This window comes from Parafrankia sp. EAN1pec (genome assembly GCF_000018005.1).
GTDB classification, from domain to species: domain Bacteria; phylum Actinomycetota; class Actinomycetes; order Frankiales; family Frankiaceae; genus Parafrankia; species Parafrankia soli.
Genome location: NC_009921.1, coordinates 8,830,865 through 8,852,505, shown reverse-complemented (window position 1 = coordinate 8,852,505; position 21,641 = coordinate 8,830,865). Strand labels below are relative to the sequence as shown.

16 protein-coding genes and 1 pseudogene are annotated in these 21,641 nt (G+C 74.4%); 7 read left to right on the top strand and 10 right to left on the bottom strand.

The genetic code is table 11. The features are described 5' to 3' along the window. The first annotated feature begins 110 nt into the window (after positions 1 to 110). Entirely contained in the window at positions 111 to 437 is a 327-nt protein-coding gene (locus FRANEAN1_RS36205; RefSeq protein WP_041255185.1) for a type II toxin-antitoxin system VapB family antitoxin, read from the top strand. 66 nt (positions 438 to 503) lie between these two features. Here the strand turns inward: FRANEAN1_RS36205 and FRANEAN1_RS36200 are convergent, their stop codons facing one another. The 4 genes from FRANEAN1_RS36200 to FRANEAN1_RS36185 all read right to left on the bottom strand — a co-directional run bounded on the left by FRANEAN1_RS36200 (position 504) and on the right by FRANEAN1_RS36185 (position 4,770). After that, on the bottom strand, positions 504 to 860 hold the full coding sequence (locus tag FRANEAN1_RS36200) for a hypothetical protein (protein ID WP_020464623.1): 357 nt from the start codon (positions 858 to 860) through the stop codon (positions 504 to 506). Positions 861 to 956: 96 nt separating this feature from the next. Next, complete coding sequence (locus tag FRANEAN1_RS36195; RefSeq protein ID WP_020464622.1) at positions 957 to 2,984, bottom strand: primary-amine oxidase; 2,028 nt, start codon at positions 2,982 to 2,984, stop codon at positions 957 to 959. Between the two features lie 212 nt (positions 2,985 to 3,196). Continuing rightward, positions 3,197 to 3,844: a response regulator transcription factor gene (locus tag FRANEAN1_RS36190; protein ID WP_018504007.1), complete on the bottom strand. Its 648-nt coding sequence runs from the start codon at positions 3,842 to 3,844 to the stop codon at positions 3,197 to 3,199. Then, positions 3,832 to 4,770, bottom strand: coding sequence for an MOSC domain-containing protein (locus FRANEAN1_RS36185; RefSeq protein ID WP_020464621.1), 939 nt, complete (start codon positions 4,768 to 4,770; stop codon positions 3,832 to 3,834). The genes FRANEAN1_RS36190 and FRANEAN1_RS36185 overlap by 13 nt, the downstream gene beginning before the upstream one ends. Positions 4,771 to 4,894: 124 nt before the next feature. Between FRANEAN1_RS36185 and FRANEAN1_RS36180 the strand changes: the two genes are divergently transcribed. The 4 genes from FRANEAN1_RS36180 (at position 4,895) to FRANEAN1_RS36165 (ending at position 9,833) form a co-directional block, all read left to right on the top strand. Continuing rightward, on the top strand, positions 4,895 to 6,043 hold the full coding sequence (locus FRANEAN1_RS36180) for a hypothetical protein (protein WP_020464620.1): 1,149 nt from the start codon (positions 4,895 to 4,897) through the stop codon (positions 6,041 to 6,043). A gap of 64 nt (positions 6,044 to 6,107) precedes the next feature. Further along, a complete protein-coding gene (locus tag FRANEAN1_RS36175) occupies positions 6,108 to 6,821 on the top strand; it encodes a hypothetical protein (RefSeq protein WP_020464619.1) in 714 nt (237 codons plus the stop codon). Between the two features lie 274 nt (positions 6,822 to 7,095). After that, positions 7,096 to 7,839, top strand: a complete 744-nt coding sequence (locus tag FRANEAN1_RS36170) for a YcnI family protein (protein WP_020464618.1) — start codon at positions 7,096 to 7,098, stop codon at positions 7,837 to 7,839. A 110-nt stretch (positions 7,840 to 7,949) separates the two neighbouring features. Then, positions 7,950 to 9,833, top strand: a complete 1,884-nt coding sequence (locus tag FRANEAN1_RS36165; RefSeq protein ID WP_041255184.1) for a copper resistance protein CopC/CopD — start codon at positions 7,950 to 7,952, stop codon at positions 9,831 to 9,833. An 80-nt stretch (positions 9,834 to 9,913) separates the two neighbouring features. Here FRANEAN1_RS36165 and FRANEAN1_RS36160 read toward each other — a convergent pair whose 3' ends face one another. From FRANEAN1_RS36160 to mscL, 3 genes and pseudogenes are all read right to left on the bottom strand, one after another. Beyond that, positions 9,914 to 11,446, bottom strand: coding sequence for a hypothetical protein (locus tag FRANEAN1_RS36160; RefSeq protein WP_049795859.1), 1,533 nt, complete (start codon positions 11,444 to 11,446; stop codon positions 9,914 to 9,916). Between the two features lie 339 nt (positions 11,447 to 11,785). Further along, positions 11,786 to 13,495 carry a trypsin-like peptidase domain-containing protein gene (locus tag FRANEAN1_RS36155; protein ID WP_020464615.1) on the bottom strand — a complete coding sequence of 570 codons (1,710 nt, stop codon included), beginning with the start codon at positions 13,493 to 13,495 and terminating at the stop codon, positions 11,786 to 11,788. 200 nt (positions 13,496 to 13,695) lie between these two features. Then, positions 13,696 to 14,207, bottom strand: a pseudogene (gene mscL / locus FRANEAN1_RS36150) (large conductance mechanosensitive channel protein MscL). A gap of 366 nt (positions 14,208 to 14,573) precedes the next feature. On the opposite strand from mscL, the gene FRANEAN1_RS42810 reads away from it, so the two are divergent. After that, positions 14,574 to 16,463: a hypothetical protein gene (locus FRANEAN1_RS42810; protein WP_020464614.1), complete on the top strand. Its 1,890-nt coding sequence runs from the start codon at positions 14,574 to 14,576 to the stop codon at positions 16,461 to 16,463. 77 nt (positions 16,464 to 16,540) lie between these two features. Here FRANEAN1_RS42810 and FRANEAN1_RS36140 read toward each other — a convergent pair whose 3' ends face one another. The 3 genes from FRANEAN1_RS36140 to FRANEAN1_RS42805 all read right to left on the bottom strand — a co-directional run bounded on the left by FRANEAN1_RS36140 (position 16,541) and on the right by FRANEAN1_RS42805 (position 19,946). After that, positions 16,541 to 17,758, bottom strand: coding sequence for a PHB depolymerase family esterase (locus FRANEAN1_RS36140; protein ID WP_020464613.1), 1,218 nt, complete (start codon positions 17,756 to 17,758; stop codon positions 16,541 to 16,543). Positions 17,759 to 17,795: 37 nt separating this feature from the next. Then, on the bottom strand, positions 17,796 to 18,392 hold the full coding sequence (locus tag FRANEAN1_RS36135; RefSeq protein ID WP_347176903.1) for a hypothetical protein: 597 nt from the start codon (positions 18,390 to 18,392) through the stop codon (positions 17,796 to 17,798). Between the two features lie 210 nt (positions 18,393 to 18,602). Continuing rightward, a complete protein-coding gene (locus tag FRANEAN1_RS42805) occupies positions 18,603 to 19,946 on the bottom strand; it encodes a hypothetical protein (RefSeq protein WP_198145430.1) in 1,344 nt (447 codons plus the stop codon). A gap of 113 nt (positions 19,947 to 20,059) precedes the next feature. Between FRANEAN1_RS42805 and FRANEAN1_RS36125 the strand changes: the two genes are divergently transcribed. Further along, on the top strand, positions 20,060 to 21,328 hold the full coding sequence (locus FRANEAN1_RS36125) for a deoxyribodipyrimidine photo-lyase (RefSeq protein WP_063748365.1): 1,269 nt from the start codon (positions 20,060 to 20,062) through the stop codon (positions 21,326 to 21,328). Positions 21,329 to 21,641 lie beyond the last annotated feature (313 nt).

The following is a 21,641-nucleotide window of genomic DNA, read 5'->3' as shown; positions in this document are numbered from 1 at the left end:
CAATGTCCGCGCAACGCGGTCCCGGAAGGGCACCGCGATCCGGTTCGCGGGCGGAGGATTCTAGGCTGTCGTGGTCGGGCAGTGTCTCGCCCCTCGAGAAGGAGGTGCCGGTGATCTTCAAGTTGGTCGGTGACGGTCGCCCGTACCCCGATCATGGTCTTGGCCAGCGGGACTGGGCCGCCATCCCGCCGCGGCAGGTGCGGCTCGACCAGCTCATCACGACGAAACGGGTGCTGGCGCTCGACGTCCTGCTGGACGAGGACTCGACGTTCTACGGCGACCTGTTCCCCCACGTCGTGGAGTGGGGCGGGGCGCTCTACCTGGAGGACGGCCTGCACCGCGCCGTGCGCGCGGCGCTGGCGCAGCGGACGTCCATCCACGCCCGGGTGCACGTGCACACCGCGGCACGGCCGGCGGGCAGGCTCAGCCACCAGTGACGCCGGGCCGGGCGCTTCCCGCGCTCCAGGTCCGGCGCCTGGCGGCGGCGGGTACGGGCCCCCGGCTCAGTCGTTGGTGATCTCGTAGGTCACGTAGGTGTCCTCGCCGACCTTGGCGAAGACGTAGCGCGGGCACGCCGACCCCGGCCGGTAGGCCGCGATGGGCCGCAGCACGGGGGAGCGCATGACCTGCTTGAGCCGCCCGCCGGCGAGCTTGCGTGCCTGGGCCCCGGAGACATCCGCCGTCTCCTGGCGCTCGTACCATCCACCGCAGTAGTGGATGTCGTGGGGGCGTGACGTCCAGGCCGGCGTGTGGAAGACCCAGAGCAGGTAGGCCGTACGCATGATCAGGGCCAGCAGGGCGATCGTGATCAGAGCACGGACGAGGTTCCCGGCCCGGTTCGTGGCGAGAACGGGACTCACAACTCCGGGAGCCTAGGGCAGCTACCCCCGTTCCGGGGCAAGCCGTCCCTTCCAGCCGGGGCGTGTCGCGTGCGCGCCCGCCCGCCGACGCCCCGGCTAAACAGCACGACCGGGCCTGTCCGCGGCCCCACCGACGTGCCCGGACGGGGGCAGGTCGAGGGCCGGGTTGCCGTCGAAGAAGCCGTCCGGGCGCAGCTCGAAGCCGATCCGGCTGACCGGCATCACCGGCCAGTCCTCCGGGCGCACGACGTGGTGCGCCCCGAAGCTGTACCAGACGACGATGTCGGTGTCGGCGACCGGCCGGTCCGCGGCCGCGTACTGCGGCAGGCCCTCGTTGCCCGCGTTCTGGTTCGGGTAGCGGCCGGCGGCGTACCGCTCCCGCTCGTCGTACGCGGTCACCCACAGGTTGCGGGACGCGAACCGCCCGCGCGCCGCCTGGTGCGAGTCGGGATGCGCCAGCAACGGCGCCGTGTGTCCCGGGACGAGCCGGTAGGCCACCGGGCGGCCGAGCGGGCCCTCGACGCGCGGGTTGGTGATCCGCCAGAACCGCGCGACGGACGGGTCGACCCTGCGCTGGGCGTGGCGCTCCGAGTCCAGCAGCGTGTCCTGGGTCCGCCAGGCGACGCCCGTCGGGTTGTCCGGGCCGATGGGGTCGGGCACCGAGTCGATCTCGTGCACCGAGTTCGGGCCGCCGTCGAGCTCCAGGTCCAGGCGCACGTTGAAGAAGTGCTGGTGATGCGGCCCGTACAGGCCGGGCGCCACGAGCACCCCGTGCGACGGCGACTCGCCCGGCCGCACCGCCCCGGTGGAGATGACCCCGGTCAGCTTCACCTCGAACTCGATGGTGCCGTCCAGATAGAGGTACCAGAAGTAGCCGTACTCGTAGTTGCCGACCGTGCAGATCATCGAGATCACCAGCCGGCGCATCCGCCGGACCTCGACCTGGCCGGTCCGGAAGTCGGTGTGCTTCCAGGCGATTCCGGTGTCCTCCTCGTGCAGGCACACCGCGTTCGGGATCGTCACCGGGTTGCCGTCGGAGTCGTTCACGACCCCGTCGAAGTACCGGATGTCGCCGAGGCAGTCGCAGCCGAGCCGCAGCGAGTTGGCCGTCACCCCGACCCCGTACTCGCCCATGTCGAAGACGTTCTTCACCCGGTGCGTCGGCGCCGGGTCGCCGTACGGGACGAACATCTCCGACACCGACGCGCGTTGCAGGATCGGCCGCCGCCGGCCCCGGTCGGTGTACGCGACCTGGTGCAGGATGAGGCCCTCGCGCGGGGTGAAACCGATGCGCAGGTCCCACTTCTGCCACCGGACGGCGTACCCGTCCACGGTGAAGCTGGCGCCGCGCGGTTGGGTGACCTCGATCGGGCGCAGGTCGTCGCGCAGCCGGTCGAACGCGGGGACGTTCTCCGGGGCGGCCGTCATCAGCGCCGGTGCGTAGTTGCCGGGGCGCGGCGGCAGCGGCACAGGGCCGTCCGGGCCCTGGCCGTGGTCGGTCACGTCGACGACGGCCATCGCCTCGAGGTCGACGACGACCTGCAGTCCCTCCGCGGGCCGGGCGTAGCCGTTCTCGCCGGGCCCGGAGCGGACGAACGTCACCGGGCGCGCGATGCGCCGCCGGGCAGGGTCGTCCTCACGCCCGGTGTAGCCCGCGGACCACGGGTCGATCATCGCGAGGGAGAAGTCGGTGACCCCGCGCCTGCGCATCGCCGCCTGCCAGTGCGGGTCGGCACGGACGACGTCCTCGCAGGCCAGGAACTCCTCCATCATCATCGCCGCCTGCACGCCGGGGACCACGTACATCTCCACCACCGTCCCGGCGGACAGCGACACGACGGCCTCGTGGGTCAGCCGCGCCCCGCGCTCGTGCAGGACGCAGAACGCCTGCCGGTCCGGCGCGGCCAGCTCGTCGCCGACGTCCCGCTCGGCCTCGCGCGACACCAGGGCGGCTTTTGGTGGCTCGTTCAGTTCGATGGAAACGAAACGAAACTCCGGCCCGAGCTTCTCGCTCGCCCGCAGGATCGCGGTGGCCCGGCCGATCTCGGCGGCCGACAGCGGTTCGAGGGGATGCGCCGGTCGCGCCGGGATCGTCCCGGGCTCCGGGGACGCACTGACCGTCATGGCGAACTCCACCAACATCTCGGGTGCGTGACCCGGCACGCAAGGGACTGGGCCACCCAAAAGTAGAGGTCGCCGAACGCGGGCCATCGGCGGCCCGTTCGGTGGTTTCCGGACGTCCGAAATGGACGCCGGTCAGCATTTCCCGAGATGGGCCTCGGCAGGATTCCCGCAGCAGGTCCGGTCAGGATTCCGGAGGTGGGTACTCCCGGAGGTCAGGACTCCCGGAGGTAGGTGAGGACGGCGAGGACCCGGCGGTGGTCCGTCCCGGAGGACTCCAGCCCCAGCTTGGCGAAGACGTTCGAGATGTGCTTCTCCACCGCGCCGGCGCTCACCACGAGCGCAGCGGCGATGGCCGTGTTCGACCGGCCTTCGGCCATCAGTCCCAGCACCTCGCGCTCGCGCGGGGTGAGCGTGGCCATCGGATCGTTGCGGCGGCTGCGCACCAGCAGCTGCGCGACCACCTCGGGATCCATCACCGTCCCGCCGGCGGCGACGCGCCGCACCGCCTCGACGAACTCACGGACGTCCGCGACCCTGTCCTTGAGGAGGTAGCCGACGGCACCCGCGCCGTCCGCGAGCAGCTCGCTGGCGTACTGCTTCTCCACGTACTGGCTCAGGACGAGCACCGGCGTACCGGGCACCTTGTCCCGCGCGGAGATCGCGGCGCGCAGCCCCTCGTCGCGGTGCGACGGCGGCATGCGCACGTCCACCACCGAGACGTCGGGCCGGTGCTCGACGATCGCGGTGACCAGGCCGGGGCCGTCCCCGACCGTCGCGACCACCTCGCAGCCGGCGTCGGTCAGCAGGCGGCGGATTCCCTCGCGCAGCAGCACGGAGTCCTCCGCGATCACGACCCGCACAGCACATCCTCCTCGCGTCCGTCCGGCGGCGTGAGCGGGTCGCCCGGGCGCAGGATCGCCTCGGTCAGCATGGTGACGTAGACCCCGCAGTCGGTATGCCCGTAGTTGCTGGAGAGTTCCTTGAGTATCCGGATGTCACGGATCCCCGTCTCGGGATTGACGGTCGTCGCCGCGCAGCGTGGCGTCCGTGCGAGCACGCGCGCGCGGGCGGCGCCGAGGCCGAGCTCCAGGCCGGCCCAGCCGAGCTCCGCCCACGGTGCGATCCCGTCGATGTAGACGTTCGCCCGGAACCGCAGCGGGTCGACGGGCTCACCGACCCGCTCCGCGAGATCCCGGACGGAGGCGAGATTGATCACCGAGACGGCGTGCATGAACGTGTCCCCGCCAGCACCCGTGTCGGTGAAGCGGTGCCGCCCGCGGGCAGCGACGAGCCGCGGCCGGCCGCCGAGCCGGGGCCCGAGCACCGCGAGGACGTAGTCCTCCAACTCGGTGCGCCCGGCCGGGGTGTTCAGGTCGACCCGGCGCACGTCGACGAGCCCGTCACCGGGCCTGGCGGCGGGGCCGCCACCGGGCCCGGTGACGGGCCCGTCACCAGGCACGTCACCGGTGTGTGCCGCCTGCTCGCGCAGGCCGAAGGTCAGCATCCCGGACGCCGGGTCGAACGAGCTGCGGATCCGCGCGAGCGCCTCGTCCTTCTGGAGCATGACGAAACGGGTCTTGGGCAGGACCTCGGGGTCTTCCTCGTCGAACATCGTGTCCGGGCGGGCGAGCGCGAACATGCGGTCACCGGGGACGCTGTCGCCCGGATGGAGCGGCACCTCCGGGAGCGCCTCGGGTGTCATCCCCTTCAACGGGTACCGGAAGAGCCGGACGACGCGGCCCACGGCGGGGCTCGCGGTCGTGCCCGCCTCGCTGCTGGCGTCCATGCCCGTGCTCAACCTTCCATCCCCGAAACCGCCGGTGTAGGCCGAAACTGTCAGTGGGCCGAAACTGTCGGAGCCGGGTGAAACCGTCTCGCCATGTTCCGCGCGACCGTACGCTCAGACCGTCATGGTCAGTGCTCGGATCACCCCTCGGATCACCTCCCGGCCGGCGCGCCTCATGCCCGCCCTGGCCCGGGGCGCGGGTGCGGCCCTTCTCGCGTTCCTGGTCGGTGCGCTGTGGCTGGTCGCGCTCGCCCGCCCGGCGTCCGCGCACACCGTCGGCGGGGCCGGCCCGACGAACTACCACACCACGCTCACCGGGGACCCGGCCGTACCCGGTGTGCGGCTGAGCGTCGTCGAGAACGGGAACCGGGTGCGGCTGGTGGCCACGGCGGGCTTTCCCATCCTCGTCGAGGGATACGAGAAGGAACCCTACCTACGCCTCGACACCCGCGGAGTGTGGGAGAACCGGCGTTCCTCGGCCACGTACCTCAACGCCAGCCGCACCGGCGACGACCCCGGCCCAGCCGACGTGGTCGACCCGTCGGCCCCGCCGGACTGGGTGCGGGTCTCCGCGGCGCCGGGCGGCCGCGTCGAGGCGTTCTGGCACGACCACCGGGTCCACTGGATGGGGTCGGCGGACCCGCCCGCGGTGCGCGCGGCGCCGGACCAGCGGCACCGGATCCAGGACTGGTCCGTCCCGCTGACGGTCAGCGGGCGGCAAGCCGTCTACACGGGGACGCTCGAGTGGATCCCCGGCCCGTCGCCGCTGCCGTGGGCGGCGGGCACGGTCGCGGTGCTGGCCGGCACCGCCGCGCTGGGTCTCCTCCGGCAGGCGCGGTGGCCGCTCGCGGCCGTGCTGGCCGGTCTCGTCGCGGTCGACGCGACGCACTCCGCGCTGGTCGCGGCGGCGAACGCGGAGGGCCGCCTCGACGCCTTCGTCTGGGGCAACGCCGTGCAGATCGCCGTGTGGGCGGGCGCCCTGGCCGGCGCGGTCCTCATCGTCCGGCGCTCGCCGACGGGGCTCTACCTGGCGGTGAGCGCCGGGCTGCTGATCGCCGTCCTCGGCGGCCTGCCCGATCTCGGGGTGTTCGTCCGCTCCGGCACGCCGGTGGTCGGCCCGGTGCTCGTGGTCCGGGTGGTCACCGCGGTGACGCTGGGCGCTGGCGCGGGGCTGGGGCTCGCGGTGTGGCTGACATCGCGACGCCAGCCCGAGATGTCCGTTTCATCCGGGGCGCCGGAGGTGTCGGGGGTGTCCGGGGTGTCCGTCCCGTGACAAGGAATGTGGTCCTTGGCGCCAGTGACGTCCCCGCGTGGCAGGCTTGCCGACTGTGACAGGTATGCCGGGGACGAGCAGGCTCGCGAGAGCAGCCGTCTTCGGTGTCTCCTCGGCCTGCCTGGCGCTCGCGGCGCACGTCGCCGCGGGCGGGGAACGCCCGCCCGCCCTGCTGGTCGCGGCCGGCGCCGGGCTTCTCACCCGGGTCGCCTACGGCCTCGCCGACCGGGAACGCGCGCTGGGGCAGATCCTCGGGGCCGTCCTGGCCGCGCAGGCCACGCTGCACACCGCCTTCGTTCTCGCGACGCACCACCCCCCCGGCGCGGGCGGAGCCGGCTCGGCACCGGCCGCGGTCGCGGTGGCGGGGCCCGGGGTCGGTGAGCACCTGGTGGCTTCCCTGTTTCCCGGCGGGTCGATGGTTGCCGGGCACGCCTGCGCCGCGTCGTGCGTGGCCGTGCTGCTGCACCGGTGCGAGCGGCGCCTGTGGTCCACCGCGGCGCTGCGGTTGGCGGTGGAACGCGCCGTCACCGCCGTGGCGCGGATGACGTCCAGCGTGCTCGCCCGGCTGCGCGCCGCGGGGCGGATCGTGCCGCTCGCCGCGGCGGCGCGGCCGCGGGTCGCCGCCGCGCCGGTGACCTCGATGCCCGGGCGGGTCGCCGGCGGCGGGGCCGGTCCGGGGATCCGGTGGCACGCTCATGTCCTCCTGCTCGGAACCGACGCCGCACGGCGCGGGCCGCCGACCCGTCGACCGGGGTCGAGTCTCCGACCGGCGCTCTGACAGCGCACGGCGGAAGCCGGCACGCGCGCGTCCGGAAGGTTCGCGCCGCTCGCGACGATGCGGCCTGCGATGCGGCCGTCGTGACGCTGCCGTGTCCTGGCGTCGCTGTCCTTGACGGTGCCGTCCTTGGTGGTGCTGTTCGTGGCCGTGCCGCCTGGGCCCGCGCCCGCCGCTTCGCGTCGGCGCCGCCGGCCGTGCCGAGACGACCCCGGTGCTCGGGTCAGCAAATCCGATCACCAACGGAAGGCCCGACCGGCCTTCGAGGAGGACTCCGATGTCCCGCACCATCCGCACAGCCCGGCTCCGCCGTGGGGTCCTGTGCGCGCTCGCCGCCGCGGCGGGCACCATCGCGCTCGCCGTGCCGGCGTCCGCACACGTCACCGTGTCGCCGGCGGAGGCGGCCGCGGGCGGCTACGCGACCCTGTCGTTCAAGGTGCCGACCGAGAGCGACACGGCGTCCACCACCGGGATCGACGTGCAGTTCCCGACCGACGCGCCGATCGCGTCGGTCACCGTCCAGCCCAAGCCCGGCTGGACGTACAAGGTCACCAAGGGCGCGCCGCCGGCGCCGCTCACCGTGCATGGCAGCCAGGTCAGCGAGATCGTCACCCGGATCACCTGGACGGCGCAGGACGGCGGCGGCATCAAGCCGGGCGAGTTCGACACCTTCAGCGTCTCGGCCGGCCCGCTGCCGGAGAAGGGCGACCAGGTCGTCTTCAAGACCTTGCAGACCTACTCGGACGGCGAGGTTGTCCGCTGGGTCGATGTCGCGGCGGCGGGTGCCGCCGAGCCGGAGCACCCGGCGCCGACGGTCACGCTGACCGCCGCCGCGGCAGCCGGCCACGACGACGACGGTGACGGCGACGACACCGCCAGCATCGAGTACACGGCCGCCACGGAATCGGACTCCACGTCGGACGGCACGGCGCGCGCGCTCGGGATCACCGGGCTCGTGCTGGGAGTCCTCGGGCTGGCCGCCGGGGCCTTCGCACTGATCACGACCCGCCGGCGGGCCTGACCCCGCGGGGTGCCTCCCACCAGCCGGTGGGAGGCACCCCGCACTTGCCGACACCGGCCGGCCGGGGTGGCACCCCCGCCTGGGCGGAACATCACCCGGAACGGAACATCATGACCGGATCCGAACGAAGGGGCTTGGAGCGTGGCGCCGGCCGCCGGCGCGCCGGCGAGCCCTCCCGCCGCCACGTCGGCGCCCGCAGGGTGCTGGCGGTCTGCGCGCTCGCCGCCGTCGCCGTGCTGGGCATGGCGCTGCCCGCGTCGGCGCACGCGGTGCTCACCGGTAGCGACCCGGTGGGCGGAGCGGCCCTCGACACCGCTCCCGCCCAGGTGACCCTGACGTTCAGCGAGTCCGTCTCGGTCAAGTCCGATTCGATCCGGATCCTGGACACCGCCGGCGCCCGCGCCGACGAAGGCGGTGCGCACGCCGGTGCGGCGGCGTCGCAGGCGACCGTCGCCCTGCGCGCCGGGCTCGGCCGGGGCACGTACGTGGTGAGCTGGCGAGTCGTCTCCGCGGACAGCCACCCGGTCGGCGGCGCGTTCGCGTTCGGGGTCGGAGGCCCGCCCGACGCCGGCGCGGCGGCTGCCCTGCCCTCGGGCGGCGGCGGGTCCCGGGTGGTCGGGGTGGCCCTGGGCACGGCGAGGTTCATCGCGTTCGCCGGGGCTGCGCTGCTGATCGGCGCCACCTTCTTCGTGGCCGTCCTGTGGCCCGCCGGGGCGCGCCGCTCCGCCCCGGTCCGGCTGATCGCAGCCGGCTGGCTGCTCAGCCTCGTCGGCGCGGTCGGGATGCTCCTCTTCCAAGGGCCCTACACGGCCGGGTCCGGAATCTCCGGCATTTTCCGCGGTGACCCGCTGGCCACCACCCTGGACGGCCGTTACGGCCAGCTCCTGGCGATCCGCGTGCTGGCGCTGCTGCTGGCCGTGCCGCTGCTGCGCCGGCTGCGCGACCCGGAGATGACCGAACCGGGCGACGACGGCGTTCGCCACCCATCCGGGGCCGGCCGCCGGGGACTGGTGGAGCTCGCCGGTCTCGGCCTGGCGCTTGTGGTGACCATGGCGATGATCGGCCACGCGAGCGCGGGGGAGACAGTCTGGCTGGCGACGGCCAGCGTGACCCTGCACACCGCGGCCATGGCGATCTGGCTGGGCGGGCTGTGCGTGCTCGGCCTGACCCTGCTCGGCTGGTCCGGGCAGGGCGCAGGCGACGGCCACGGCAGCAGCGACGGCACCGGCACCGGCAATGACACTGGCGATGACGGCATGGGCCGGGACGCGAGCCTCGAAGGCGAGCCCGTGCCGCCCGCCCACGCGGTCGAACTGGCCCATGTCCTGCCACGCTGGTCGAGGACGGCGATGATCGCGATCGCCGTGATCGTCCTGACCGGGGCCTTCCAGACCTGGCGGGAGATCGGCGAGTTCGGGGCGCTGTTCGACACGACCTACGGCCGGTTGCTCCTCTACAAGCTCTGGTTCGTCCTCGGCGCGCTCGGGCTGGGGTTCCTCGCCAGGCGCTGGGTGCTCCGGCACTACCACCCCGAGCCGGGGCCGCAGGTCACCTCGATCGCCCTCACCGGGCTGCGCCGTGGCGTGCTGTTCGAGGTCCTGATCGGTGCCGTGGTCCTGGCGGTCACCGCGATCCTGGTGAACACCATCCCGGGCCGGGACTCCTACGCCCCGCCCTTCGCCAGGACCACCGTCGCCGGCCCGCTCACCGTGGACATCAACGTCTCGCCCACCCGCACCGGCGCGCAGACGATGCACATCTACACCTACGACCCGCAAGGCCGGCCGCAGCGGCTGGTCGAGGCCAGCGGGGAGCTGAGCCTGCCCTCGGCGGGTGTCGGCCCCCTACAGGTCCCGCTGGTCGAGGTCGCTGACGGCCACGCCGTAGCCGAGGGAGTGGGCGTGCCCCTGCCCGGCCAGTGGCAGCTTCGCTTCACCCTGCGCGTCAACGACTTCGACCAGTACGTGACGACGGTCTTCTACGACGTCCGCTGAACTCCGCCCGCTCTGTTGCCTCGGCCGCGTATGGACTGGCTGAGGCAACGCGCTTCGGTTGAGCTACTTCCGACTCGGCATTAGACCGGGAACGGGCTCTGCACGTCTCGGGTGCCCGGTGGGAGGCGCTGGTCGCCGGCCGGTCCCGGTGCGGTCGTCGCCGGCGGGGCCGGTGCCTCACTGGTCGGCGGCGCCGGGGCCGGAGCGGTGCTCGGGGGCGGGGCGGGCTCGGAGGTCGTCGCCGGCGGCGGAGCCTCGCCGTCCGGCGGCGTCGTCGGGGTGCCCGTGGCCGGGGGTCCCGTGGTGGCCGGGGGCGCCGTCGTCGGGCCGGCGGTCGTGGTGGGGCCGGTCGTCGCGGGCGGTGTCGTCGGCGGGGTCGTCGCCGGCGGCGCGGGCGCGTTCGTGGTGGGCGGCGGCGGTGTGCTCGGGGCCGGCGCGGGCGGTGCGGCGGGCTGGTCGGCGCCGCGCTGGCCGGTGTCGACCTCGCGGACGACCTGGCCGGGGCGGGATACACCGGGACGGCTCGTGTAGGCGCCCGCGACGGTCGGCACCACAGTGGGCGAGGGCGCCTCGGACGCGACCGGCGGCCGGGCGATCGTCGGCAGGGGGCCGGGTGGCGCCGAGGGGGCGATCGCGACGATGCCGGGGCCGCCGTCGGCGACCAGCGCGGCCTCGCTCGCGGGCCAGGAGATGACGGCGGTGAGCCCGGCGACGGCGACGACCAGGGCGGCGGCCACGGCGATCGCGGGCCGGGCCCGGAAGTCGGCGAACCCGCCGGACCCTGCGGCGTCACCCGGGTAGGCGCGGTCCACGGGGATCAGCGGGAGGACGTTCCCGTACCGGTCCTGGGCGCCGGCGCCGGCCGGTGCCATGGTCTGCTCATGCTGGTCGTCCTGGCGCTGCGTGCGCAACTGCCCGGTGGACGGCGAGATGATGGTTACGGCGTCCTCAGGGGCGTAGCCGCCCGCGGGGCGACCGTCCGCGACCGGTGCCGGACCGCGACGGTCCTGGGTCGGGAAGGCCGAGGCGGTGAAGGCCGGGACGGCCGGGCGGCTCGGGGCGGCGGCACCGGGATGGCCCGGCACCCCGCCGGCAGCCAGGCCCGCCGCGGCGGCCAGGTCGTCGACTCCGGCAGGCGCGACGCCCGCAGGCTCGGTACCGGCGAACTCGGAGCCGGCGCGCTCGGCGGCTCGGCGGCTCGCGGCCGCCGCGGCGGCTTCGGCGGCGACGGCCGCGCGGTCGAAGGTGCGCTCCAGCCCGGCCCGCAGGCTGGCCGGCGCGGGCACCACGGCGCCGTCGAGCAGCTCCTCGGGTGAGACGCCGTGCGGGACGGGAACGCTGCGCGCCTGCGGGGATCCCGACCAGGCCAGCGCGCTGCCGCGGGCGAGCTCCAGTAGCCAGGGGCGCAGTCGGGTCGGGTCCGAGAGCGGGTTGAGCCTCGTCCTCGCCACGAGGGCGAACGCGGTGCCGGCGGCCGCCCGCGCGACCGTCGGGTCGCCGAGGATCAGCAGGCACATCGAGAAGACGTCGTCGGCGTAGCGGTTGTACAGGTCATCGAAAGCCTGACGATCGCCGCGCCGAACCCGCGCCACCAGGTCCGCGTCGTCGTTCATCCGCTCAGCATCTCCCCGTGACGGCGTTCCTGACCTCGGCATCGGGACCAGGCTCCCAACCATTGTGGTGCCGGCCTGGTCACCGGTCAGGCGAGGTCAATAGTAGGAGGTGCGTCATCCCGTTGGGGTGAACGCTGGGAAGATCTTTTGTCGCCAGCTCGACACCACGGTCAGCTTGACGCTGATCGTGGTGTCGTATCCCACTTCGTCGGGCGCGCTGACCACCTTATACGAAGGCAGCTTCGACGTATCCGCTCCAGCATCGCCGGGGCCGGACCGGTCCAGGCGACTGGTGAAGAAACCGCCTGGTATTCCCGAGAACCATCGTCAGTGTGGTGATCAGGAATTGGGCGGTTGTTCGAGCAGCGTGACCGTCGCGGTCTGGCTGGAGCCGTCGCGCTGGTAGGTGACCTGCACCTGGTTGCCGATCTCGTAGGACCGGACGGCGGCGATCAGCGAATCCACGTCGGTGACGGCGCGATCCCCCACTTTGGTGATGACGTCACCTACGTGCAGGCCCGCTTTGTCTGCCGGGCCTCCACTGACCAGGGAGCGGATCTGCGCGCCCGTCCCACTCGCGGCCGTCGACCGGGTGTTCTCGTCGGCGGTGGAGGCGCTCACACCCAGATAGGGGTGCTGCGCTGCGCCGTTGTCGACGAGCTGGCCGGCGACCTTCTCCGCGTAGTTGCCCGGAATCGCGAAACCAACCCCGATGTTTCCGGACTGCTGACTACCACCAAAGGGTGAACTGCCGCCGACCGTCGCGATTGCGGTGTTCACGCCGATGATCTCGCCCTTGCTGTTCACCAGCGGCCCACCCGAGTTGCCGGGATTGATGGGCGCGTCGGTCTGGATCGCGTCCAGGACGGTGTTCTGCTGGTCCCGCACGGTCGCGTCGCCGGTGCGGACGGGCCGGTGCAGCGAGCTGACGATGCCGGAGGTGACCGTCCCGTTGAGGCCCAGCGGGCTGCCGACAGCGACGACGAGCTCGCCGACCTGCAGTGCGTCGGAGTCCCCGAACGTGGCAGCGGGCAGGCCGGTAGCGTCGATCTTGACCACGGCGAGGTCGGAGCTCGGGTCGGTCGCCTTGACCTGCGCGTCGAAGGTCCGGCCGTCCTGCATCGTGACCGTGAGGGTGCCGCCCTGCGAGGCGCCGGACACCACGTGGTTGTTCGTGAGGATGTAGCCGTCCGCGCGGATGATCGTCCCGGAGCCGGTGCCCGACTCCTGGCTGGACTGTTCGGCGATCGTCACGACACTGGGCAGGATCGCCTGCGCGGCCGCGGCGACCGTGTTGTCCGCGGCCGGGGAGACGCCGGCCGTGCCGGTCGACTGCCGCAGGCCGGCGGAGGAGGTCACCACCGCCGGGGAGTCGTCGCTGGCGACGAGTGCGCCGACGCCGCCGCCGATGCCGCCCGACACGAGCGCGATCGCCAGCGCGGCCGCGATCATCCGACGCCGGCGCATGGGCGCCGGGTTCGGCTTCGCCGGGGTGAACCGCCCGTAGGGATCGGAGCCGCCCGGTGACCCGGGCGCCTGGCCACCGGGTGCCTGACCGCCGGGAGCCGCTCCGGGCGGCACCGGGGCGCCCCAGCCGGGATGCCCGGGGTTCCACCACGCGCCGGACTGCTGCTGGCCCTGGCCGGTGGCCGGGCCGCCCTGGTCGACCCGTTGCGTGCTGTCGCCAGCGCCGGCGGTGGAGCGGGGGTCGGCCCAGCCGGAGGTCTGGGCGTAGGGCGCGGTCGGCCGGGGGCCCTGCTGCGGGCCCGGCTCGTAGGGCCCGCCGGGCGCGCCCGTGCCGGGCGCCGGCCCGGCCGGGTGCGGCGCCGGCGGGGGGCCCGCCGGAAAACCGCCGGTCTGGTCAGGACGGCTCGGGCCGGGCCCGGGCGGCGGGCCGCCGGCCGGCGGCGTACCGGGGTACTGCTGGTGTTCGACGGGATTCGACCGCGGGTCCACCGACCCCTCCGAACTGTTCGCCTCGGCCCTGGTCCGCTCCGGCGCGTTGTCGGGCGGAGCCCAAGGGGACCGGGCGTCGTGCGTGGTAGTCATGGTAAGCACTTTCCCCCGGGACCCTGAGCGATTCCTGAATTCCAACCTACGTTCCGCTTAGTCGGCGCCGCGAAGGGTGTCCGCTCCCGGACATCCTGCCCGAGTCCGGAAATGGCATCCGTTGTGGCCCCGGCCCGCGGCCCCGGCTCTGGTGCCGGCCCCGCGCGCAGGGCGGCCGAGCCGGCGCGCTCCTGGGCTGGTCACGGCGCTGGACTGGTCGTGGTGCCGGCTCCGCCGGGCACTCCGCCTGGCTGCTGACCGTGGCCGGCCTCCGTACCCGCGGCGCCTGCCGCGTCCCCCGGCGTGCCGGTGCCGGTGCCGTTCACCGTCGCCCGGCCGCCAGCAGGTCCCGGATCTCGGTCAGCAACCGGGTCTCGTCCGTGAGCGTCGGATCGTCCAGCGGGGACGTCTGGCCGCGCCGTCGCCGCTCATTGATCCTGCTGACCGGTGCGACCACGACAAAGTAGATCACCGCGGCGATCGAGAGGAACGCGATGAGGCTGTTCAGGAATCGACCGTAGTAGAAGACGCTGTTGTTGATCGTGAAGGTGAGCTGTGCGAAGTCCGGCTTCCCGATGATCGCGGCGATGAGCGGGGTGAAGAGGTTCGCGACCAGCGACGTGACCACCGCGGTGAAGGCGGTGCCGATCACGACGGCGACCGCGAGGTCGACGACGTTCCCCCGCAGCAGGAACTCTTTGAAGCCCTTCATGCATCCCCCCGGACGTCGACTTCCCCGCGATGCCGTGCCGAGCGTGTGACCGCCCGAGCGGGTGGTTCGTGGTGGTTCCCACCCGCCACACCATCGGGCCGGGTGCCGCGACCGCCGGTGCCGTCCGCGACGGCCGGCGACGTCGGCCGTCGGTGATGGCGAGGACACTAACGGCGGTGGTGGCGGCCGGCAGCGCGATGAGCCGGGGCCGGCGAACTCCTGCCGGCCGACTTCCCCCGGCAGGTCGGGAAATGGGCCACGAGGTGGGCTGAATGTCAAGGGGGCTCGCGCAACACTTCCGCAACGGCGTGATACACCGGTATCCGCTGGGTATTCCCTGCATGGCCCGGAATCGGAGGTTGTCTGGTGACGGACGGTGCGTGGAGAGGTGACCCTCGGGATCCGGCTGGGCCCGGCTACCGGGAACGGCCGCCCGGCGCACCGGACGACCCGGGGCCGGACGGCTACTGGGACGGCCCGGACCAGCATCAGCAGTACCGGAACGATCCCCGCGGCAACGGTTCCCACCAGGGCGTGCCGCACTACCAGGGCGGCCCGCCCGCGGGATATCCCGACGGCCCCCAGCCGGGCGGCGCCTACCAGCAGCCGGGATACCCGCCGGCCGCCGACCCCGGGCGCGCCTACGGCTCCGGCCCCGGTGGGGGTCCCTACCCGCCGGCAGGACCGGCGGGAGGCCAGTACTCGCCGCCGCCGCCCGGTCCCGGTGCCCGCCCGCCCGCGGGTGGTGGCGCCCCCTATCCTCCGGGCGGCCCGGGCCCCGCGACCGGCCCGTACCCGCCGCCCGGCCCCGCCACGGGCGGCTACCCGTCGGCGGACGGCCCGAGCGGCCCGGCCAGCCCGGGCGCTCCGGGCGGTGGGGGTGCCCGCCGGGACTCGACCTCCGTCCGCGGTGCCCTGGTGCCGCGCGCCGGCGCCGGCCGTGCCCCGACGCGCCCGCCGGGGTCGACCGGTCCGGCGCCGCGGCAGGCCCCCGAGCGGGGGAGCGCGGTAGATGCCGGCGCCGCCCGTCCGGACCTGTATCAGCCGGAGCCGTCCCGAGCGGCCGCGCGCCCGGGGACGGACGCGGGCGCGCGCCGGGGCGGTCCCGACCCGGCCTACCGGGACGCGGCGTACCCGCAGATGGCACACCGCGACGTCGCGGTGCCCGACGCCGACCCGCGCGACGCCGGGCGGCGGGACGTGCCCTACCGCGACCGGGAACGCGGATACCGCGACGGACCCGCGCGGGACACGCCGTATCGCGACCCGGACGGCCCGGCTGACGACGACGGCCGCGGCCCGATGCCCGGCACCGGCCCGCGCGCGCGGGCCCGGGCCGCCCGGCGCGCCGGCGGCCAGGACGGCACCGGCCCGCAGGACCGGGCCAGATCCACGGGCGCCGGCACCGAGGTGCTGGGAGCCGTCGGCGCGGCTTCCGCCGGGACCGGGCCGCGCCGGGCCGCGCCCCCGCGGCAGGGCGGCTTCGACGAGGTCGACTTCCCCGGCGAACCTGACTTCCCGGACGATGGCGACGGCCTCGACGGTCCGGACGGCGGCGAGAGCGCCGGGCTCGGGCCCTTCCTGCGCCGCCTCGTGATCGCCCTGGTCGTGCTCGGCGTGGCCCTCGCGGTGGGCGTCGGTGCCGGCGTCATCTGGGAGAAGGTGCGCCCGAGCGGCGATACGGCGACGACGGCGAACACGCCCCCGACGGCGACGCCCGGCACGGGCCCGTCGGCTTCCCCCGCGCCGTCCACCGGTGCCCCCGCGGGCGGCGGCCAGCCGCAGGCCGCGGTGCCCGCGGACTGGGTGGCCTTCACGGACCCCGACCAGAAGGCGACGTTCTCCCATCCGCCGACCTGGAAGCAACGACGGGACAACACCGGTGTGTTCTTCGGGGAGCCGGGGGCGGGCGCGGTGGGCACACCCGCCGAGTACGGCCCGCAGATGATCGGCGTCGCCCGGGTCGCGGGCGCGGACGCCGCGACGGCGCTCAGCCAGGTCCAGAGCAGTGAGTTCGGCAGCGTCTCGGGCCTGACTCAGGACCGCTCGGGCCCGGCGACGGACACGTCCGGCGCGACTGTGCAGGAACTGGCGGGCTCCTACGACCGTGACGGCCAGCGCGTCTCGTACCTCATGCGCACGAGCGAGGCGCCCGGCGCGGTCTACGTGCTCATCGCCAGGGTTCGGGCGGACGCCTCGGCGTCACTGAACACGATGATGGGCGCGCTGCGCGCCTCGTTCCAGCCGGCCGCCTGAGGCCAGCTCAGCCGCCTGACGCCGGTTTGGCTGTCTGGGGCCGGTTTGGCTGTCTGGGGCCGGCAGGGCGGGATCGCTCAGATCCGGGGGCCGGCGGTGGCCGAGCGGGCCGGCCCCAGCAGCTCCCACAGCACGGCGGCCGTGTCGAAGGAGCCGGCGCCGGTCAGCGGCGGCCAGCCGTGCCCCAGCGCCGGCAGCACGTACTGCACGAGGCGGGCGGACGTCGAACAGGTCGTCTCGTGCCGGACGGCCACCGGCGGCGCCTGGACGGGCGGCGCGGGCGGCTGGGCCGCGGGCGCGCCCGGTCCCGTCGCCGGCGGCTGCCCCAGCGGTGCCTGGCCGAGCGGTGCCTGGCCGGCCGCCGGCGGTGTGGTGGCGGGCAGCAGCCCGGGGCCGGCGGCGGCGATGATCGCCGGGTCGGCTGGCCCGGCGGTGCCGGACCCGGCCGGGTCCACCGCCCCGACCTGGGCTCCGGTCGCGCCGATCGGACGGCCGTCCGCGCCGGTGGTCGTGGTGTCGGCGGGCTGGGTGGGTGACGGGCAGCCGTCCACCGCCCGGAACGGGGCGAGGCTCACCTCGACGGGCGTGATCCCCGTCTGCAGGGCCTCGGACCACAGCGCGCCGGCGTACGGGACGTGGCCGTCCATTCCGCCGTGCACCGACACCATGGTTACGGGCGCGGGCGGAGTGCAGTTGAAGGTCTGCAGACTGGCGGCGACGACCGCGAACCCGGCGAGCTCGTCCCCGTGCTCGCAGGCGTAGCGGTAGGCGAGCATGCCGCCGTTCGACAGCCCGATGATGCTGACCCGGCGCGGATCGATCGGGTACCTGCTCTCCAGGTGCGCGATGAGTGAACGCAGCCAGCCGACGTCGTCACTGCTGGCGGCCGCGGCCGGGCCGCAGCAGGTGCCCGCGTTCCAGGACATCCCCAGCCCGTCGGGGTAGACGACCGCGAAGCCGGCCGACCGGGCGAGCGCGTCGAGCCCCCAGCCGCGCTGTGGCTCGGTGCCATCGTGGTACAGGCTGTGCAGCGCCACGACCAGCGGGTACGGCCCCGGCGTGCCCGTGTCCGGCAGCGTCAGCCGGATCTGACCACCCCGTCCACTTTGCTCGAAGGCATCGGGACCGATCGTCGGCGGCGGGGTGGGGATGGTCCCCTCGTCGCTCGTCGGGCCGGGCCGGGCACTTGGCCCGGCACCGCCCGCGAGCCCGCACCCGGCCACGACCAGCAATGCCGCGAGCAAGGACATGAGAAGCCGTACCGCGACGAAGCGGCGGCTGCGGGCGGCCGACACGACCGGTATTCTGACGCGCCGCCCACAGGCCCGCGCGTCAACGGTGTCGTTGATTACTCTTAGTGTTAGGGCTGCTACGTGCGAGGTCGTTCTCATTTGCCCGTACCACGTTCAGGCGGGGCCGGTCACGTGGGGACCAGCGCTCGGGCACGGCCGGCTCCCCACCTGTCGGTTCTCTTCCGGCCGGGGCCATGCCACGCGGGTTCACGGGCAGGGGCATGACGTTCCTCGAGTCGACGTCGAACGAGCGCGGATCGCCGCTCGGGACCGCCGACACCCCGCTGTCGACCTTGCCCCTGTCTGACTTGCTCCTGTCGATCCTGGTTCTGTCGCGACCGTCCTCGGCTGCCCCCGCCCCGGAGCCGGCGGTGCTCGCGTCCATGATCCGCGTCGCCTGGGCGCGGTCCGCGCCGAGCCCGCGGGGCTCGGTGGACTCGGCCGCGCTCCGGTAGCGATCGAACGCGACCTGCGCGCGGGTCTCCAGGTCGTCGACCTTCGCGAGCGATTCGCGGACCCGTCGTTCGCCGGCCGGGCCGGCGGCCAGCAGATCGGACAGGCAGTGGTCCACTGCCCTGCGAGCCGCCAGCCATCCGAGGAGCAGCCGTGAACGTTCCATGTCGGATGGCTCGTTCACCGAGATGTCCCTTCGCTCGCAATCTCTCGACGCCGGTGCGGCGTCGCCCCCCGCGAGGTCCTGCTCGTCCGCGTTGCGTCCTGGCGTAGGTGTCTCCCACCGTCGTGCGGCGTGGCGCCGACGCCGCGCCGCCACCCGAAGTCTTCCCTTCCCAGAGTGCCCCACCCGGCGGCGCGGCGCGTCGCAGTTCGCCGAACGCACACCCACACGTCAGTCGGAAACAGTGCCGGGGAGCTGGTCCTCCCCCCGAACAGGGGATGTCGGTGGCGTGCCGGGGAGCACCGACGGCGATGGCAGGGTTGTGCGTGGCGACGCGGGTGCGGGATCCGTGGACGGTACCCGTCCCGGCACGTCGGCCGCCGAGGGGGCCCGCGGTAGCGCTCCCGGCGGGGAGGACGCTCCAGGCCGTGCTGTGCTCGGCGGAGCCGATCGCGGCGGGGGCGGTGGCACGGGTACCGCTGACGGCGCCGGGGTCCGACGCCGCTCCGACGCCGTTCCCCGCTCGCCCGGTAGCGGGACGGGCGGGTGCCGCGGTGCCGGCGCCGCCGCCGGTGTGGGCGCCGGCGCCCGCGGCGGCACCGGAGTCGGCGTGGGCACGGACGCCGGTTCCGTCGCTGGCCCCGGGTGCGGGCGCGTCTGAGGCGCGGTGCGGCGTGCCACCGCCGTACCCGGGTCGGGTACGGGCACGCCGCGGTCCGGCCCCGGCTCACCGAGGGGTGCCATGGGCGTGCCGCAGGGCGGCGTGGCTGTGTCACGGCTGGCTGGCGCGGGTGGTGGGGGCGTGCCGCCGGGCGGTGTGGACGGCCGTCCCGGGGGGCTCTGGCCGGCGCTGCTCGGCGGTGCCCACCGCGCCGCGCCCCGGTTCGCGTGCCAGGCGGCGCGGGCCTCTCCGGCGCCGTCCTCGGCCCGGTCGAGGATCTTCTCCCAGCGGCTCTGCATCGGCCGGACGAGACCGCCGCCCACTCCGACCACCACCACTCCGGTGCAGGCCGCGAGCACTGCGTAGAGCAGTGGTGTGGTGACCGACGTCCCGATGCCGAGCTCGTCCAGCGCCGCCTTGCCGAAGGCGAGGACGGCGAACCCGGCAACGGCCCGGCTCAGCGCGTTGCCGTGCCGCAGCCCGGCGAACGACTCGGTGACCAGGCGCCGCGCCCAGGCGGCCAGCGCCAGCCCGAGCAGCGCGATGACGGCCGCGAGCAGCGCGCGGGCGAGCAGCGCCAGCGCTGTGCCGGCCATCCGGTCGGCGGGACTCGGCCCGAACACCCCGAGCGCCGCACGCAGGATGGCCAACAGGCAGATCACGGCCACCACCCGCAGCAGCCATCCCCTGATCACCCCGGTCTGGCAGCGCAGCAGCCGCGACGCGCCGGCCCGGTCGAGCGCGCCGTCGAGGCCGGCCTGCTCCAGCACCCGGTCCGCGGCGTGGAGCGCGCCGCGGACGACCACGGCTCCGACGGTGAGGACGAGCGCGAAGACCAGGATCTTGGGACCGATCTGCGCGATCCGTGACCACGCGTCCGAGACGCCCTGATCCCACTGCACCGCCTGCGTCATCGCGACAGCACAGCAGGAAGCCTCTGACCGCGGGTCCATGCCACGCCGTGACCTCGCGTGACATCGGAGTGGTCTCCGTTGGTTACCCGTGGTGACGGGCTACCGTCCGTCGGATGAGCTCGCCCCCCTCGACGCAGGCGGTGACGCAGGCGGTGTGGTGGCTTCGCCGTGACCTCCGCCTCGACGACAACCCGGCGCTGCTCGCCGCCGCCGAGTCCGGCCGGGTGCTGGCTCTCTTCGTCCTCGACGACGCGCTGCGGCGCCCGTCCGGTCCCGTCCGCCTGGCGTTCCTCCACCGGTGCCTGCGCGACCTGGACGCCCAGCTCGGCGGCCGGCTGTGCGTGCGCACCGGCTCGCCCTACGCGGTAGCGCCCGGCCGCCTGCGCAAGGCCGACGGGACGTCCTACCGGGTGTTCACGCCCTTCTACCGGGCCTGGAAGGAACACGGCTGGCGCGGGCCGGCCATCCCGGCGGATCCGGTCTGGCTCCAGCCCGCCGACCTCGACGGCGGCAGCGAACCGATCCCGGCGGATCCGGAGCTCGGGGGCACCGAGCTACCCCCGGCCGGCGAACACGCCGCGCACGAGCGCCTGCGCGCCTTCCTGACCGAATCGCTGGCCGGCTACGCGGCGCACCGCGACGAGCCGGCCGCGGCCAGCGAATCGGGAGACGCCGTACCCGGCTGGTCCGGGGCCAGCCGGGCTGGCGGGGCCGGTGGCGCTGGCGGGGCTGGCGGGGCCGATGCGGCTGGCGGGGGCGGCGGGCTGGCCGGTTCGGCCGAGAAGTTCCGCTCCGAGCTCGCCTGGCGGGAGTTCTACGCGGACGTCCTCGCCGGCACCCCCTCGTCGGCCCGGACCGACCTCACCGACACCCTGGCCGCGTTGGCCTACGAGCCTCCCGGTGACACCTTCGAGGCGTGGAAGTGGGGCCGCACCGGTTACCCGATCGTCGACGCCGGCATGCGCCAGCTCCTCGCCGAGGGCTGGGTGCACAACCGGGTCCGGATGATCGAGGCCTCGTTCGTCTGCAAGGACCTGAACGTCCACCGGACGCACGGCGCCCGCTGGTACCTCGAGCGCCTCGTCGACGGCGACCTCGCGTCCAACAACCACGGCTGGCAGTGGACGGCCGGCACCGGAACCGACGCCGCCCCGTACTTCCGGGTCTTCAACCCCGTCTCGCAGGGGCGCAAGTTCGATCCCGCCGGGGAGTACATCCGCCGATGGGTCCCCGAACTGCGCGGCCTCCCGCCCGACGCGGTGCACGAGCCGTGGAAACTCCCGGCCGGCCCGCCGAACGGCTACCCACGCCCAGTCGTCGATCACGCTGTCGAACGCCGGGAGGCCCTCGACCGCCACGCCCGAGCCCGACACCACGACTAACCGGCTTAACCGGCTTAACCGGCATGACCGGCATGACCGGCTCGGGCACCACCGGGCCGGGCCGGGCGGGTCCGCGGCGGATCGTCAGGTTCGTCCAAATACCGGGCCGACTGGTCGTGCCGCAAGTGAAGGTCGTGTCAGTTATCCGACAGCGCCCGATTCTGCGGACCGCCAGTTCCCGCCGCGGGGATTGGCCACCCTTGACGTGGGCAGGGAGACGGCGGGCTCGACTCCTCGCCCGTCCGACCGGTGGGGAGGTGACGGGCTCCGCCGGACGTGGTCGCGCCGGTGCGGGATGTGGAGGGCAGCCCGT

What these genes read in the sequence shown, in the direction of transcription:
- FRANEAN1_RS36165 (WP_041255184.1), top strand. Translation starts at nt 7,950, where the DNA reads ATGACCGGATCCGAACGAAGGGGCTTGGAGCGTGGCGCCGGCCGCCGG.
- FRANEAN1_RS36160 (WP_049795859.1), bottom strand. Translation starts at nt 11,446, where the DNA reads ATGAACGACGACGCGGACCTGGTGGCGCGGGTTCGGCGCGGCGATCGT.
- FRANEAN1_RS36185 (WP_020464621.1), bottom strand. Translation starts at nt 4,770, where the DNA reads ATGGACGCCAGCAGCGAGGCGGGCACGACCGCGAGCCCCGCCGTGGGC.
- FRANEAN1_RS42805 (WP_198145430.1), bottom strand. Translation starts at nt 19,946, where the DNA reads ATGACGCAGGCGGTGCAGTGGGATCAGGGCGTCTCGGACGCGTGGTCA.
- FRANEAN1_RS36195 (WP_020464622.1), bottom strand. Translation starts at nt 2,984, where the DNA reads ATGACGGTCAGTGCGTCCCCGGAGCCCGGGACGATCCCGGCGCGACCG.
- FRANEAN1_RS36170 (WP_020464618.1), top strand. Translation starts at nt 7,096, where the DNA reads ATGTCCCGCACCATCCGCACAGCCCGGCTCCGCCGTGGGGTCCTGTGC.
- FRANEAN1_RS36155 (WP_020464615.1), bottom strand. Translation starts at nt 13,495, where the DNA reads ATGACTACCACGCACGACGCCCGGTCCCCTTGGGCTCCGCCCGACAAC.
- FRANEAN1_RS36125 (WP_063748365.1), top strand. Translation starts at nt 20,060, where the DNA reads ATGAGCTCGCCCCCCTCGACGCAGGCGGTGACGCAGGCGGTGTGGTGG.
- FRANEAN1_RS36175 (WP_020464619.1), top strand. Translation starts at nt 6,108, where the DNA reads ATGCCGGGGACGAGCAGGCTCGCGAGAGCAGCCGTCTTCGGTGTCTCC.
- FRANEAN1_RS36180 (WP_020464620.1), top strand. Translation starts at nt 4,895, where the DNA reads ATGGTCAGTGCTCGGATCACCCCTCGGATCACCTCCCGGCCGGCGCGC.